The organism is Rhizobium giardinii bv. giardinii H152, assembly GCF_000379605.1.
In the GTDB taxonomy this organism is placed as follows: domain Bacteria; phylum Pseudomonadota; class Alphaproteobacteria; order Rhizobiales; family Rhizobiaceae; genus Pararhizobium; species Pararhizobium giardinii.
On sequence record NZ_KB902579.1, the window covers coordinates 508300 to 523018 of the forward strand.

General features: G+C 60.8%; 12 protein-coding genes. 6 read left to right on the forward strand and 6 right to left on the reverse strand.

All coding sequences use genetic code 11. From position 1 onward, the window contains the following. Positions 1–74: 74 nt before the first annotated feature. Positions 75–392, forward strand: a complete 318-nt coding sequence (locus A3AY_RS0106010) for an FAD assembly factor SdhE (protein WP_018324790.1) — start codon at positions 75–77, stop codon at positions 390–392. Continuing rightward, positions 389–3898 carry a transcription-repair coupling factor gene (mfd, locus tag A3AY_RS0106015; RefSeq protein WP_018324791.1) on the forward strand — a complete coding sequence of 1170 codons (3510 nt, stop codon included), beginning with the start codon at positions 389–391 and terminating at the stop codon, positions 3896–3898. The genes A3AY_RS0106010 and mfd overlap by 4 nt, the downstream gene beginning before the upstream one ends. Before the next feature lie 58 nt (positions 3899–3956). On the opposite strand, the gene A3AY_RS0106020 is transcribed toward mfd, so the two are convergent. Next, the gene (locus A3AY_RS0106020; RefSeq protein WP_018324792.1) at positions 3957–4622 is read right to left on the reverse strand and encodes a DsbA family oxidoreductase; all 666 of its coding nucleotides are present in this window, start codon (positions 4620–4622) and stop codon (positions 3957–3959) included. 100 nt (positions 4623–4722) lie between these two features. Further along, positions 4723–6597, reverse strand: coding sequence for an extracellular solute-binding protein (locus A3AY_RS0106025; protein ID WP_083925902.1), 1875 nt, complete (start codon positions 6595–6597; stop codon positions 4723–4725). Between the two features lie 225 nt (positions 6598–6822). Between A3AY_RS0106025 and A3AY_RS0106030 the strand changes: the two genes are divergently transcribed. Further along, the gene (locus A3AY_RS0106030) at positions 6823–7455 is read left to right on the forward strand and encodes an invasion associated locus B family protein (protein WP_018324794.1); all 633 of its coding nucleotides are present in this window, start codon (positions 6823–6825) and stop codon (positions 7453–7455) included. An 82-nt stretch (positions 7456–7537) separates the two neighbouring features. On the opposite strand, the gene hspQ is transcribed toward A3AY_RS0106030, so the two are convergent. Further along, on the reverse strand, positions 7538–7867 hold the full coding sequence (gene hspQ / locus A3AY_RS0106035) for a heat shock protein HspQ (RefSeq protein WP_026203159.1): 330 nt from the start codon (positions 7865–7867) through the stop codon (positions 7538–7540). A 187-nt stretch (positions 7868–8054) separates the two neighbouring features. On the opposite strand from hspQ, the gene A3AY_RS0106040 reads away from it, so the two are divergent. Together A3AY_RS0106040 and A3AY_RS34530 are read left to right on the forward strand one after the other, a co-directional pair. Continuing rightward, entirely contained in the window at positions 8055–9095 is a 1041-nt protein-coding gene (locus A3AY_RS0106040; RefSeq protein ID WP_026203160.1) for a coiled-coil domain-containing protein, read from the forward strand. Positions 9096–9142: 47 nt separating this feature from the next. Then, positions 9143–10174 (forward strand): TAXI family TRAP transporter solute-binding subunit, encoded by a 1032-nt coding sequence (locus A3AY_RS34530; RefSeq protein WP_018324796.1) that lies wholly within the window; start codon positions 9143–9145, stop codon positions 10172–10174. Between the two features lie 93 nt (positions 10175–10267). Here A3AY_RS34530 and glnA read toward each other — a convergent pair whose 3' ends face one another. Then, positions 10268–11677 carry a type I glutamate--ammonia ligase gene (gene glnA / locus A3AY_RS0106050; RefSeq protein ID WP_018324797.1) on the reverse strand — a complete coding sequence of 470 codons (1410 nt, stop codon included), beginning with the start codon at positions 11675–11677 and terminating at the stop codon, positions 10268–10270. A gap of 61 nt (positions 11678–11738) precedes the next feature. Next, on the reverse strand, positions 11739–12077 hold the full coding sequence (locus A3AY_RS0106055; RefSeq protein ID WP_018324798.1) for a P-II family nitrogen regulator: 339 nt from the start codon (positions 12075–12077) through the stop codon (positions 11739–11741). A 336-nt stretch (positions 12078–12413) separates the two neighbouring features. On the opposite strand from A3AY_RS0106055, the gene A3AY_RS0106060 reads away from it, so the two are divergent. After that, the gene (locus A3AY_RS0106060; RefSeq protein ID WP_026203161.1) at positions 12414–13892 is read left to right on the forward strand and encodes a bifunctional ADP-dependent NAD(P)H-hydrate dehydratase/NAD(P)H-hydrate epimerase; all 1479 of its coding nucleotides are present in this window, start codon (positions 12414–12416) and stop codon (positions 13890–13892) included. Here A3AY_RS0106060 and A3AY_RS0106065 read toward each other — a convergent pair whose 3' ends face one another. Continuing rightward, positions 13893–14696: a DUF72 domain-containing protein gene (locus tag A3AY_RS0106065; protein ID WP_018324800.1), complete on the reverse strand. Its 804-nt coding sequence runs from the start codon at positions 14694–14696 to the stop codon at positions 13893–13895. Between the last annotated feature and the right edge of the window lie 23 nt (positions 14697–14719).

Consider the following 14719-nt stretch of genomic DNA (forward strand, 5'->3'; position numbering starts at 1 on the left):
AATCGTCTTTTCAGCGTTTATAGAGCCACTGCAACGCGCGCTTCCAAACGACGCAGCGGCAGGAAGGACTTTCGATGACGGGCATCACACGCACGAGCGCCGATCTTGATCCGCGCCGCCGACGCATTCTTTTTCGTGCCTGGCATCGCGGCATCAGGGAAATGGACCTGGTGTTCGGGCAGTTCGCCGACAATGAACTTGCGGGGCTCGCGGACGCCGACCTTGACGAACTCGAAACCATCATGGCGGAAGAGGACAACGATCTGGTCAAGTGGATCATCGGCGAAAGGCCGGTGCCGCAACACTACCGGACGCCGCTGTTTGAACGCATTGCTTCCTATCGTCCGGATTTCGACAAGCTCCTTGCCGCCGAGAATAAAGACGATCGATGATTGCCGGATTTGACCCCAGTAAAGTTGCCCGCGCAACCCGTGAACTGACCATCGGCCCGGTGCCTGCCGGCGTCGAGCCGCTTGTCCTTGCCGAACTGGCGCGGGCCAATGGCCCCGTCGCCTACATTCTGTCAGATGGTCAGCGGATTGCCGACGTCGAGCAGATGCTCGGCTTTGCCGCGCCGGACATTCCGGTTCTCACGCTGCCCGGATGGGACTGCCTGCCCTATGACCGCGTATCGCCCAGTGCCGACACCTCGGCCCGGCGTCTGGCGACGTTGAGTGGCCTGATTGCGCATGCGAAGAAGCCGCACCCGGCCATCGTGCTCGTCACCGTCAATGCGGCACTTCAGAAGATGGTGCCGCAGGAGGTTATCGAAAGCCTCGCCTTCTCCGCCCGGCCGGGCAACACGATCCGGATGGACGATGTCGCAGCGCGGCTTGCACGCAATGGCTTCGAGCGCGTCGCCACCGTTCGCGAAGTCGGTGAATATGCGGTGCGCGGCGGCATCCTCGATGTCTTCGTTCCCGGCAGCGACGAGCCGGTGCGCCTCGATTTTTTCGGTGACACGCTCGAAACGATCCGTTCCTTCGATCCTGCCAGCCAGCGCACCACCGGCCAGGCCCGGTCGCTCGACCTAAACCCGATGAGCGAGGTGTCGCTGACGCCTGAGACGATAAGCCATTTCCGGACCCGGTACCTGTCGATGTTCGGCGCGGCGACCCGCGACGATGCCCTCTATCAGGCGGTTTCCGAAGGTCGGCGCTATGCCGGCATGGAACACTGGCTGCCGCTGTTCTATGACCGGCTCGATACCGTGTTCGACTACCTTGCCGGTTTCCATATCGTCACCGATCACGTGGCTCGCGAAGCCGCCGCCGAGCGCTCCAAGCTGGTCGCGGACTACTACGAGGCCCGTCAATCCTCCGCGGCACCTGGCAAGGCTCAGATATCGCAGGGAACGCCCTACAAGCCCGTGCCGCCGGAGTTGCTCTACCTCGGTACTGAAGACTTCAACGCCGCGCTGGTCTCGCGCAACGCCGTTCGCCTCTCGCCGTTCAGCGAGCATGAGGGCGAAGCACGCCAGGTCATGACCATCGATGCGCGGCTCGGTGTCCGCTGGGCGAAGAATGCGACGGAGGGGTCGAGCGACGCTGAGCGGGTCAACGTCTTCGACCAGGCAGTGAAATACATCGCCGACCGCCGCGCCAAGGGCGCCAGGGTTCTCATTTCGGCCTGGTCGGAAGGATCGCTCGACCGCCTGCTGCAGGTACTGGCCGAGCACGGGCTTGCAAACGTCAAGCCCGTCAAGGCGCTGTCGGAATTGAAATCGCTGAAACCCGGGGAGGCGGCCTGCGCCGTTCTCAGCCTCGAGAGCGGGTTCGAGACCGGCGATCTCGTCGTCATCGGCGAGCAGGATATTCTCGGCGACCGCATGGTGCGCCGCTCGAAGCGTCGCAAGCGCGGCGCGGATTTTATTGCCGAAGTGGCCGGCCTCGACGAAGGCAGCATCGTCGTCCACGCCGAGCACGGCATCGGGCGCTTCGTCGGTCTGCGGACGATCGAGGCGGTAGGCGCGCCACATGCCTGTCTGGAACTGGTCTACGCGGACGAGGCAAAGCTCTTCCTGCCGGTGGAGAACATAGATCTTCTGTCGCGCTACGGCTCGGAAGGCAGCGACGCGGTACTCGACAAGCTCGGCGGGGTCGCCTGGCAGGCGCGCAAGGCGAAGCTGAAAAAGCGCCTGCTGGATATGGCCGGCGGCCTCATCCGCATTGCTGCCGAGCGCCTGACGCGGCATGCGCCGGTGCTCGCCACGCCGGACGGATTGTATGACGAATTCGCGGCCCGCTTTCCCTATGACGAGACCGAAGACCAGCTGAATTCGATCGAGGCCGTGCGCGAGGATCTCGGAGCCGGCCGACCGATGGACCGGCTCGTCTGCGGCGACGTCGGTTTTGGCAAGACGGAAGTCGCGTTGCGCGCCGCGTTCGTTGCTGCGATGAATGGCGTTCAAGTGGCCGTCGTCGTGCCGACGACGCTGCTTGCCCGCCAGCACTTCAAGTCCTTCGTCGAGCGTTTCCGGGGCCTGCCCGTGCGCATCGCCCAGGCATCGCGCCTCGTCGGTTCCAAGGAACTGGCGCTGACCAAGAAGGAAGTGGCCGAGGGCAAGACGGATATCGTCGTTGGCACGCATGCGCTGTTGGGCGCCTCGATCAATTTTGCCAATCTTGGCCTTTTGATCATCGACGAAGAACAGCATTTCGGCGTCAAGCACAAGGAGCGGCTGAAGGAGCTGAAATCCGATGTGCACGTGCTGACGCTGTCGGCAACGCCGATCCCGCGCACACTACAGCTTGCCTTGACCGGCGTGCGCGAACTGTCGCTGATCACCACGCCGCCGGTCGACCGCATGGCGGTGCGCACGTTCATCTCGCCCTTCGATGCGCTGGTGATCCGCGAAACGCTGATGCGCGAGCATTATCGCGGTGGCCAGAGCTTTTACGTCTGCCCACGTCTTGCCGATCTCTCGGAAATTCATGATTTCCTGAAGTCCGACGTACCGGAGCTGAAAGTCGCCGTTGCCCATGGCCAGATGCCGGCGACGGAGCTTGAGGACGTGATGAATGCCTTCTACGAGGGACGCTACGACGTTCTGCTCTCCACCACGATCGTCGAGTCCGGTCTCGACGTGCCGACGGCCAACACGCTGATCGTGCACCGCGCCGACATGTTCGGCCTGGCGCAGCTCTATCAGCTACGCGGCCGCGTCGGTCGCTCCAAGGTGCGCGCCTTTGCCCTGTTCACGCTGCCGGTCAACCGGACGCTGACGGGCACGGCCGAGCGGCGGCTCAAGGTGCTGCAGTCGCTCGATACGCTGGGCGCCGGCTTCCAGCTGGCGAGCCACGACCTCGACATCCGTGGCGCCGGCAACCTGCTCGGTGACGAGCAGTCCGGCCATATCAAGGAAGTCGGCTTCGAACTGTACCAGCAGATGCTGGAGGAGGCCGTCGCCGAACTGAAGGGCGAAGAGGAAATCGCCGATACCGGCTGGTCGCCGCAGATTTCGGTCGGAACGCCGGTGATGATTCCGGACGACTACGTACCGGACCTGCATCTGCGTCTTGGCCTGTATCGCCGTCTCGGCGAGATCACCGAACTCCAGGAGATCGACGCCTTCGGCGCGGAACTGATCGACCGATTCGGCGCACTGCCGCTCGAAGTCCAGCACCTCTTGAAGATCGTCTACATCAAGTCGCTCTGCCGCACGGCCAATGTCGAGAAGCTCGATGCAGGGCCGAAGGGCGTCGTGGTGCAGTTCCGCAACCGGGAATTCCCCAATCCGGGCGCACTTGTCGGCTATATCGCCAAGCAGGGCATCATGGCGAAGATCCGCCCCGACCACAGCATCTTCTTCCAGCGCGATTTCCCGACGCCGGAGAAGCGGCTGGCGGGCGCCGCTATTGTCATGACGCAATTGGCGGGTCTGGCGAAGGGCGCCTGAGCGCCAAACAGAAAAGCCGCGCAAGATTCGCGCGGCTTTCGGTAAAAACGTCTCTAGATCAGTTGATTTGAGCCGTATTCTTCATCTTGGCGATATCCCGTAGCGCATCGGTCAGGACATCGACGGACTGGGCGCCCATCACCGCATATTTGCTATCGATGATGAAGCACGGCACGCCGGTGACACCCATACCCCGCGCCGCCTCGATTTCCTCGCCGACAGTGTCCTTGTCGGCATTCGAGGCGAGCAACGCAGCGATGACATTACGATCGAGACCGGCTTCAGTTGCGATGTCGAGCAGAACAGCGTGATCGCCGACATTGCGGCCCTGCTCGAAATTTGCCTTGAACAGCAGCGAAGCAACCTTGCTCTGGACTTCCGGCCCCTCGGTCAAAGCCCAGCGGATCAGCCGGTGCGCGTCGAGCGTGTTCGGGCTGATTTTCACGGCGTCGAAGTCGAACGCAATACCGTCCTGCTGGCCAAGCCCGGTCAACATCTGATGCGCGCGGTCGACGGCGGCCTGTCCTCCGAGCTTCGCGGCAAGATGCGACTTATGATCGACGCCTTCGGGCGGCAGGTCGGGATTGAGCTGATAGGGACGCCAGTTCACCGTTACATGAATCTCGTCGGCCACATTGGCGATTGCCTGATCGAGCCGCGCCTTGCCGAGATAGCACCAAGGGCAGACGACGTCCGAGACAACATCGATATTTACGAGATCCATGGTGCCGGTTCCTTCTGCTGCAGACCATTGGTCCGCGACATAGTCGCAGGCCTTTCCGGTTTCAATGCGTTACCAAAAGTATACCGGCCTCAAATCCGCATCACTGCACAGTTTCGTCCCACCAGGCCGGCAGCTGGTAGCCATAGAGCGGCACCACGCTCGGCCGGCCGATATGCTTGGCACGCGCCACCCATTGTGCGGCGGCATGATAGAGCGGCACGAGATAGGAATTGTTGATCAGCAACCGGTCGTGAGCCCGAACGGCGGCGACGAAATCTTCCGTCGTCCTGGCCTGGAGGATATTGTTGATCAGCCGGTCGACGTCCTTGTCCGCGACACCAGCAAAGTTTTCGCTGCCCTGGCGGTCGCGTGCTTCGGAAGACCAGCGGCGGACCTGCTCGATACCGGGCGAAAGCGTCGACGGGAAGGACTTGATGATCACGTCATAGTCGAACGACTGGCTGCGCTGCTGGTACTGCGAATCGTCGACGGTGCGCACCGACGCGGTAATGCCGAGGGCTGCAAGGAAGCGCTGGTAGGCAAGCGCCAGTTTTTCCTGGCCCTCGTTTTGGGTCATGATCTCGAAGGCCAGCGGCTCGCCCTTCTCGTTGATCATCTTGCCGTCCTTGATGCTGTACCCAGCTTCCCGCAGCAGCGTTACGGCTTCGCGCAGCACGTTGCGATCGCGGCCGGAGGCATCGGTGACGGGCAGGCGGTAAGTGCCGTCGAGTATGGCCGGATTGATCCGGTTGCGGATGTCGCCCATCAGGCCGAGTTCCCGATCATCCGCCGCGACGCCGAGATAGGAAAGGGTCGAGTTCTGCCAGAAGCTCTGCGTGCGCGTATAGGCATTGTCGAACAGGTTCTTGTTGACCCATTCGAAATCGAAGACAAGCGCCAGCCCCTGGCGCAGCTTGATGTTCGCAAACATAGGCCGGCGGGTGTTGAAGACGAAGCCGAGCATGCCGGACGGCGTCTTCGGCGTGAACGTATCCTTGATCACATTACCGGACTGCACCGCCGGGAAATCGTAGCTCCGCGTCCACTTGGTCGGGCTGCCTTCCGGATAGATATCGACCACGCCCTTCTTGAAAGCCTCGAACAGTGAACTGTCCTGCAGGAAATATTCGACGGAAATTTCGTCGTAGTTGTCGAAGCCGATCTTGCTGGGGAGATCCTTTGCCCAGTAATCAGGGTTGCGCTTGTAGACGATCCGCTCGCCAGGCTTGACCTCCGCCACCCGATAGGGTCCGGAACCCAAGGGAAATTTGAGCGTCGTCTGGTCGAAGGTCGCCACATCGGTCGCGTGTTTCGGCAGGATCGGCGTCATGGCGATCAGCAAGGGATATTCACGGTCGGCCTGATCGTTGAAGGTGAAACGTACGCTGCGCTCGCCGACCTTTTCCATCTTCTCGACCTTCGCCAGTCGCGTGCTGAAAGGTTCGCGGCCCTTGTCGCGAAACAGCTCGAAGGTGAAAATCACGTCCTCGGGCGTCACCGGCTGACCGTCGGCCCATTTTGCCTTCGGATTGAGATTGAACTGGATAAAGCTGCGATCATCATCATATTCGACAGTCTCGGCCAGCAGGCCGTAGAGCGAGAAGGCCTCGTCTCGGGAACGCTGCATCAGCGAATCATAGACGAGATTTCCGTATTCCGGGTCGAGCATGCCGCGCGCGGTGGTGCGCATGCTTTTCAGGATGAAGGGATTGAGGTTGTCGAAAGTACCGACGACGCCATAGGCGACACGGCCGCCCTTCTTCACGTCCGGTTTGACATAGGGGAAACTCTTGAAATCTGCGGGCAGGGCGGGCTGCCCGTGCATGGCGATGCGGTGGACCGGTTCGGCCCTTGCCGCAACGCCTGTGCCGAGAGCGGCAAGCAGCGAAATCAACCCTAAGAACAATGCGCGCAAGCCCGCCTCCTGCTGTCTTCTCTTGTATGAATCACGGCAAACTAGCACGTTGACAGGCATTTCCAACCGGCAGAGACCGCAAAAATCCCGGTGCAGGCCAATCGATGACCGCAAAAAAATCAAGGAAAGACTGGATATCCGCGCCCGCTCGCTGTAACAGGTGTTCCCGGAGACGAGGGTCATGCAATTGCCTTATTTGCCCAACAGGAGAGCGGGCGGCTGACCATAGATGACGAGTGGCTTAGAGACTGCTCAGACACCGGAATTCAGGAGACGGATATCGTTATGATCTTCAAGTCGAACTTCACCAAAAAGGCCGCACTTTCGGCATTTGCCGGCGCTGTTGCCGTCGCCGCGATGCCCGTGGCGTCCTTCGCGCAGGAGCAGGCTGCCGGTCGTCCGCCACAGGGCTGGTTCAAGGTCTGCACCAAGCAGGAAGACAACGATGTCTGCATCGTGCAGAATCTCTTGTCGGCCAACAACGGCCAATTGATCACGGCCGTTGGCCTTATCAGCGTTCGCGGCAAGGTGGAACGCAAGGTGATGCAGGTTTCGGTTCCCTCCGCGCGGCTCATCCCCCCGGGCATCCAGATGCAGATCGACGGTGGCAAGGGCGTCAAGCTCGACTACGCCATCTGCATGCCGGACAAGTGCATTGCCGAAGTGCCGCTGAGTGATGCCGTGCTCGCCAACCTGAAGAAGGGCGGCGAAGTGGTGTTCACCTCGGTCAACTTCCAGCGCGCGCCGAACCCCATCAAGATTTCGCTCAACGGCTTTACCGGCGTGTTCGACGGCGAGCCGATCGAGCAGTCGAAGCTGCAAGAGCGCCAGCGCCTGCTGCAGGAAGAAATGCAGAAGAAGGCGGAGGACGCCCGCAAGAAGCTGGAAGAAGCCCAGAAGGCGGCCAAGCAGAACTGATCGCAACGCGATTCCGCAAAAAAGCCCCGGACTTTCGTCCGGGGTTTTTTGTTTCAGTGCTAAGCCACCAGGGCGGTTGCCGTCAGTGCTGAACGACAGCTTTCGGCTTGTACTGGCCGGCTCCCTGCGGATCGAAGAAGGCATTCACCTGCGAATGGCGCATGGGCCTTCCACTGTCGTCCGAAACGAGGTTCTGTTCGGAAACATAGGCCACATATTCCGCTTCATCATTTTCCGCGAGCAGATGGTAAAACGGCTGATCCTTGCTCGGGCGGACTTCAGCGGGAATAGCATTCCACCATTCCTCGGTGTTGGCGTATTCCGGGTCAACGTCGAAGATGACGCCGCGGAACGGAAACACACGGTGGCGAACAACCTGTCCAATCTGAAATTTTGCGTCTCTTTGTTTCATCATGAGAGGTTCCTTTCCCCCAATATGTGGTGGTTTTTCAACAAACATCAATAGGCAAGGTCGGGCATGCCATTGCTGCGCGGTGGCCGGCGAGAAGGGGCGACAGGCATGCGGACTGCTGTGCTTGCCTCCTCCGGAAATTCGTCGTACCTGAATTGAAGGGGAGTTTTTCCGTGGCGGATCGGGCATGAGCAATCAGTGGGGCAGAAACAGCCAGGTGACGCGGAGCGGCGGCTCGTCCGGCTTCTTGCTGCCGGCCATTCTGTGTGCGGTGCTCATCGCCGCCAGCGGCTATTTCTGGTTCACCCGCCAGGCCATGCAGACGGAAATTGCCGAACTGAAGGCGCAGGCAGCGTCGCTGACCGACCAGTTGGGCAAAGTGACGGGCGAGAGAGACAAGGTCACCGGCGACCTCGCCGAATTCCGCAAGAATTCCGGCAACTGGGCGGGAGAGCTTGAGCAGGAATATGCCGAGCTGAAGCTCAACGAAGTGCCGAAGCTCAACCGGCTGCTCGACAAGCGCGATGCGGACATTTCGACGCTCGAAAAACTGCTTTCGACGGAAAAGGCCACGGCGAAATCTGCCGCCGACGATTTCACCGCGACGATCGCCAAAATCAACGCCGATTTGACCGCCGCCAAATCGGATGCCGCGAGTGCCAGAAAAGAGGCCGAAAGCCTAGAAGCCGAGAAACTGGCCTTGAACACGCAGATAACCAGTCTGCGCTCGGCCGTGGAACGGGCCATGGCCGACGCTGCTGCTGCCCGCAAGGCGCTGGAGCAAAAGCAGGCGGAAGCGCAAGGGACAACTGCGTTCAAATCGGCGCTCGAAGCGCGTGATGCCCGGATCGAGACATTGGAGCAGAGCCTCGGCGAGGCGCGCCTTAAAGTGGCGGCACTGGAAAAGCAGCTTGCCGACGACGACGCCGCAGCCGCCGTTGCCAAGGACTCGGGCGAAAAAACCGCTGACACGCCGCTGTCCACCGATCTGCCGAGCACGGCCGAGGCCAAACCTGCAGGCGCGCTAACGCCGCGCGACAGCCTGCTGGTCGAGAATGTCATCGGTGCGACCCGCGGTCTTGGCTTTCTGGACGAAGAAAAGACGCAGCGCCTGAAGGACAAGCTCATCGCCGGCGCCTGCGTGACGGATGCCCTGGAGAGCGTCTTCGACAAGGTGCCGCTTGTCCTGATGCGCAACCTCATGCGTGATTTCAAAAGCGATTGCTGACATATTCCTCCGCTTGCCCGGCGCAAGCGGTTTCCGGGAGAGGAAAAATGGTGTTTCGACTGGCCTCCGCCGCGATCGTCGCGGCCTGTTTACTCGGTCCGGCATCGGCGGCCGAGTTTGAAAAAAACATCATGACCGGCGGACCGCAGGGCACCTATATCCAGATCGGCCGCGACGTTGCAGCGCTCGGCAAGAGTTGCGGGCTGACCCTCAACGTCCAGCAATCCGCAGGTTCGCTGGAAAACTTTGTCGGGGTGAGAAACCGCAAGAACACCCAGTTCGGCATCGTCCAGAGCGACGTGCTCGAATATTTGAAGACCTTCGAGGCGAACGACCCCGAGGTGCAACAGGCGGTGCGTGGCGTGCGCATCATGTTCCCGCTCTATAACGAGGAAATCCACGTTCTCGCCCGCGCCGATATCAAGGATATGAAGGACCTGGACGGCAAGAAGGTTGCCGTCGGTGTGAAGGACAGCGGCACCTTCCTGACGTCGTCGCTCATTCTCGACATTTTGCAGGTGAAGACCGGCGAACGCGTTGCGATCAACCCGGATACGGCTTTGCCGAAACTGCTGGCCGGCGAGATCGACGCCTTCTTCTATGTCGCAGGGGCTCCGGCGGCGCTGTTCAAGAACAACCCGATCGACGGCGCGAAGTTTCATCTCCTGCCGATCACCGAGGCGCCGCTGCTCGCCACCTACACGGCCTCGCGCATCGATGCCGGGACTTACGCTTTCCAGAAGGAACCGGTCGATCTGATCGCCGTGAAGGCCGTGATGATGACCTATGACTACGACGTCAAGCGAAACGCCTATCAGCGAGAAAGCTGCAAGGCGGTGTCGGAGTTCTCAAGCCTCATTCTCAACAATCTAGAAAAGCTGCAGGCGACGGGACATCCGAAATGGAAGGATGTCGATCTGACCGTCTTGCCACCCGGTTGGCAGGTTGGCGTTTGCGTCAAGGCAGGCATGGCGCTCGACTACAAGCCGGCCTGCAAGGCGCCGGAAGCCGCAACCCGGCAGCCGGATGGCAACGAGGAATATCTCGACCTGCTGAAGCAACGCCTGAAGAAGCAATAGCCGGTTCCAACCATACAAATGAAAAGGCCGGTCTCGCGCGAGACCGGCCTTCTGTTTGAGCTGGACCCGCTCTCGCGGGTCCGGAAGCGGCTTTTAGGCCGAGTAGTACATGTCGAATTCGACCGGATGCGGGGTCATCTCGAAGCGCATGACTTCGATCATCTTCAGTTCGATATAGGCATCGATCTGGTCATCGTCGAAGACGCCGCCGGCAGTCAGGAACTTGCGGTCCTTGTCGAGGCTTTCGAGCGCTTCGCGCAGCGAGCCGCAGACCGTCGGGATCTTCTTCAGCTCCTTCGGCGGCAGGTCGTAGAGATCCTTGTCCATGGCCTTGCCCGGATGGATCTTGTTCTTGATGCCGTCGAGGCCGGCCATCAGCATGGCGGCAAAGCCGAGATAGGGGTTTGCCAGCGGATCGGGAAAGCGAACTTCGACGCGCTTAGACTTCGGACCGGTACCGAAGGGGATACGGCATGAGGCAGAGCGGTTGCGGGCCGAATAGGCAAGCAGAACCGGCGCTTCATAACCCGGCACCAGACGCTTGTAGGAGTTCGTCGTCGGGTTGGTGAAGGCGTTGATTGCCTTGGCATGCTTGATGATGCCGCCGATATAGAACAGGCAGGTTTCCGACAGGCCGGCATATTCGTCGCCGGCGAAGGTCGGCTTGCCGTCCTTCCAGATCGACTGGTGCACGTGCATGCCCGAGCCGTTGTCGCCGAAGATCGGCTTCGGCATGAAGGTTGCCGTCTTGCCATAGGCATTGGCGACCTGGTGCACGACGTACTTGTAGATCTGGATCTTGTCGGCGTTGCGCACCAGCGTGTCGAACTTGACGCCGAGTTCGTGCTGGGCAGCGGCCACTTCATGGTGCTGCTTTTCGACGGTGACACCCATTTCGGTCAGCACCGTCAGCATTTCGGAGCGCATGTCCTGGCAGCTGTCGACCGGCGGAACCGGGAAGTAGCCGCCCTTGACGCGCGGACGGTGGCCGAGGTTGCCGGTTTCGTAGTCGGTGTCATCGTTGGAGGGCAGTTCGGACGAGTCGAGCTTGAAGCCGGTGTTGTAGGGGTCGGCCTTGTACTTCACATCGTCGAACACGAAGAATTCCGGCTCGGGACCGACGAAGACGGTGTCGCCGATGCCCGAGGCCTTGAGATAGGCTTCGGCCTTCTTGGCGATGCCGCGCGGGTCGCGGTTATAGGCTTCGCCGGAGACCGGATCGAGAATGTCGCAGACGATGACCATCGTCGACTGCGCGAAGAAGGGATCCATGTGCACGGTTGCCGGATCCGGCATCAACACCATGTCGGACTCGTTGATCGCCTTCCAGCCGCCGATCGACGAACCGTCGAACATCACGCCATCGGCGAACATGTCCTCGTCAACACAGGATACGTCCATCGTGACGTGCTGCAGCTTGCCCTTGGGGTCTGTGAAGCGCAAATCCACGAACTTGACGTCGTTATCCTTGATTTGCTTGAGGATATCATTTGCAGTCGTCATGTTTTGAAAGTCCCTCTCTTGAGATGACGAGGTAGTAGCCCGGACCGAACGGCCAGGCGGATTAGATGGCGTCGATGCCCGTCTCACCGGTGCGGATTCGGATGACCTCTTCGATATTGGAGACGAAAATCTTTCCATCGCCAATGCGCCCGGTCTGGGCGGCGTTTCGAATGGCCTCGATGACTGCCTCCGCATTCTCGTCTGCCAGCACGACTTCGACTTTCACCTTCGGGAGAAAATCAACAACGTATTCTGCCCCACGGTATAGCTCCGTATGGCCCTTCTGGCGCCCAAAGCCCTTCGCTTCCGTGACGGTGATGCCCTGAAGGCCAACCTCCTGAAGCGCTTCCTTTACTTCGTCAAGCTTGAAAGGCTTTATGATCGCTTCGATCTTTTTCATGAGAAAATTTCTCTCCGCTTCTCCCGTTATAGCAGGCTTATGCCGGCTTGCCCTCAATATGCATTTTACATGCCAGATATGGCAAATGCGATGCCGTTTTGGATGAAACTCCTCCAACGGAGGCGATCATAGCCGTTTCTTCAGAATAAACAGCGCCTTTTGCCTATTTTTTATGAATTTTTGTGCGGAAATAACGATTGCCGGCGCAATGTTGCGGTTGACGCTTTATAAAGTGTCACATTTGAGGGGTAAATATGTGCAAATGCATAAAAAATGGACATCCTGCATCCGTGTTTCGAGCTTGCGAGTGCCCCGGCGGCAAGGCATTTTGATGCAATGTCAGCAGCTGGAAATCACACCCTCGTCACGCCCGCCGAAATGACTGCGATCGATGCCGATGCCGCGCGCTCGGGGATCGACAGTTACGGTCTGATGACATCCGCCGGAACGGCCGTTTCAGCGGCCGCTTTGCGGCTTTATCCCGGCGCCTTGCGGTTTGTCGTTCTGTGCGGTCCCGGCAACAATGGCGGCGACGGTTATATCGCCGCCGCAGCCTTGCGTGACAGCGGTGCGGATGTCGACGTCCATGCCCTGGGTGATCCGGCGGCCCTGAAAGGCGACGCGGCCCGGGCCTGCACGGCGTTCGGAACGGCGGTGAAACCACTTGCGGACTATGCCCCGACCGCCGGTGACGTTGTCGTCGATGCTTTGTTCGGTGCGGGCCTTTCGCGTCCCGTACCGCCGGAAGCGGCAAGGGTGATGCGGACCGTGGCGAGCCAGGACCTCCCGGTGATCGCCGTCGACCTGCCCTCCGGCGTCGATGGCCGCAGCGGACAGGTTCTGGGCGCAAGTTTTCGGGCGCGTCACACCGTCACGTTCGTCGCCCGCAAGCCGGGACATCTGCTGATGCCGGGGCGGATGCTTTGCGGGACGCTGGAGGTGTTCGATATCGGCATCCCCGGACGCATCCTGTCCGCCCGCGCCGGCAGGCTTAGCGCAAACGGCCCGCATCTCTGGCGGAAATACGCGTTTACACTGGACCCCGCCGCGCACAAATTCAAGCGCGGGCACCTTGCCGTTTTTTCGGGCGGCCCGCTTTCGACGGGTGCGGCACGTCTGTCTGCCATTGCCGGTCTGAGGGCGGGCGCCGGATTGGTGACGATTGCTTCGCCGGCCGCGGCTTCGCAAGCCAATGCGTCCCATCTGACGGCGGTAATGCTGAAACAGATCGAGGGCGAAGACGACCTCTCGCAGTGGCTGGCCGACAAACGTATCGGCGCCTTCGTGCTCGGCCCGGGATTTGGCGATCTGCAGCGGGCGCGTCAGTACGCCCTGATGCTCGGTAGCCACAAACTGGTGCTCGACGCCGATGGTATCACGGCTTTCAAGGACGATCCGGGCCCGCTTTTTAAAGCCTGCGCCAAGGGTGAAACGCGACTGGTCATGACACCTCATGACGGCGAGTTCGCCCGGCTGTTTCCGGATATCGAGGCCGATGAGGCCTCTTCGAAGGTCGACCGCGCCATCGCCGCCGCCAAACGCAGTCATGGCGTCATCGTCTACAAGGGCGCCGACACGGTAATCGCCGCGCCCGACGGCCGCGCCGCGATCAACACCAACGCGCCGCCGTGGCTGGCGACGGCAGGATCGGGAGATACGCTCGCCGGTATCATCGGCGCCCATCTGGCGCAGGGCATGCCCGCGTTCGAGGCCGCCGCCGCCGGTGTCTGGCGTCATGGACGAGCCGGCGCGAAAGCGGGCGAGGGGCTTACGGCGGAAGACCTCGCAGCGGCCGTCGAACCGCTGCCGGCCTGATCAGTCGACGCGCTTTTGCAGTGCCCGCGCGCCGTTCGGCGCATTGACCTTGCCCTCGCTGATGAAGAAGGCAAAGACATCGCGAGCCTTCATTTCCGGCTTGCGCGAGGGATCACCAAGGTCAAGCTCCGCCACCACGCCACCCGACGCCCAGGTCTTCAGCCGATCGGCCCACAGATCGAGCCGCTTTTCGTCATAGCAAGTCTCGACATCGTCGCTGCCCGTCTGCAGGCGGGCATAGACGAAGTCCAAGGTGACGTCGGCGATCATCGGGTAGTCGGCGTGATCGGCGCAGACCAATGCCACGTTGTGTTTCGCCAGCAGCGCGATGAACTCCGGCGTGCGGAAGGATGGATGGCGCACCTCGACGACGTGCCGCAGCGCCAGGCCATCCTGTTTTTCCGGCAGTAGTGCCAGGAAGGCACCGAAATCATCGGCATCGAATTTCTTGGTCGCCATGAACTGCCACAGGATCGGGCCGAGATGCGGCCCCAGTTCAGTCAACCCCTGGCCGAGAAACCGGTTGATCGATTCACCCGCCTCGGCCAGCACTTTCTTGTTGGTGGCAAAGCGGCTGGCTTTCAGCGAGAAGACGAAATCATCCGGCACTTCCGACGCCCACTTGGCAAAGGTTTCGGGCTTCTGCGAACTGTAGTAGGTGCCGTTGACCTCGATGACCTTCAGTTGCCGGCTGGCATATTCCAGTTGCCGCTTCTTCGACAGCGTCTCGGGATAGAACGTGCCCTCCCAAGGATCGAAGGTCCAGCCGCCGATGCCGCAGCGGATCGTGCCTGATTTGGTCATGCTGTCTCCCCTTCGGTGCTGTC

Excerpts from the sequence above, each read along its gene's own strand:
- A3AY_RS0106055 (WP_018324798.1), bottom strand. The coding sequence starts at position 12,077 with ATGAAAAAGATCGAAGCGATCATAAAGCCTTTCAAGCTTGACGAAGTA.
- A3AY_RS34530 (WP_018324796.1), top strand. The coding sequence starts at position 9,143 with ATGGTGTTTCGACTGGCCTCCGCCGCGATCGTCGCGGCCTGTTTACTC.
- A3AY_RS0106025 (WP_083925902.1), bottom strand. The coding sequence starts at position 6,597 with ATGCCTGTCAACGTGCTAGTTTGCCGTGATTCATACAAGAGAAGACAG.
- hspQ (WP_026203159.1), bottom strand. The coding sequence starts at position 7,867 with ATGAAACAAAGAGACGCAAAATTTCAGATTGGACAGGTTGTTCGCCAC.
- A3AY_RS0106020 (WP_018324792.1), bottom strand. The coding sequence starts at position 4,622 with ATGGATCTCGTAAATATCGATGTTGTCTCGGACGTCGTCTGCCCTTGG.
- mfd (WP_018324791.1), top strand. The coding sequence starts at position 389 with ATGATTGCCGGATTTGACCCCAGTAAAGTTGCCCGCGCAACCCGTGAA.
- glnA (WP_018324797.1), bottom strand. The coding sequence starts at position 11,677 with ATGACGACTGCAAATGATATCCTCAAGCAAATCAAGGATAACGACGTC.
- A3AY_RS0106040 (WP_026203160.1), top strand. The coding sequence starts at position 8,055 with ATGAGCAATCAGTGGGGCAGAAACAGCCAGGTGACGCGGAGCGGCGGC.
- A3AY_RS0106010 (WP_018324790.1), top strand. The coding sequence starts at position 75 with ATGACGGGCATCACACGCACGAGCGCCGATCTTGATCCGCGCCGCCGA.
- A3AY_RS0106030 (WP_018324794.1), top strand. The coding sequence starts at position 6,823 with ATGATCTTCAAGTCGAACTTCACCAAAAAGGCCGCACTTTCGGCATTT.
- A3AY_RS0106065 (WP_018324800.1), bottom strand. The coding sequence starts at position 14,696 with ATGACCAAATCAGGCACGATCCGCTGCGGCATCGGCGGCTGGACCTTC.
- A3AY_RS0106060 (WP_026203161.1), top strand. The coding sequence starts at position 12,414 with ATGTCAGCAGCTGGAAATCACACCCTCGTCACGCCCGCCGAAATGACT.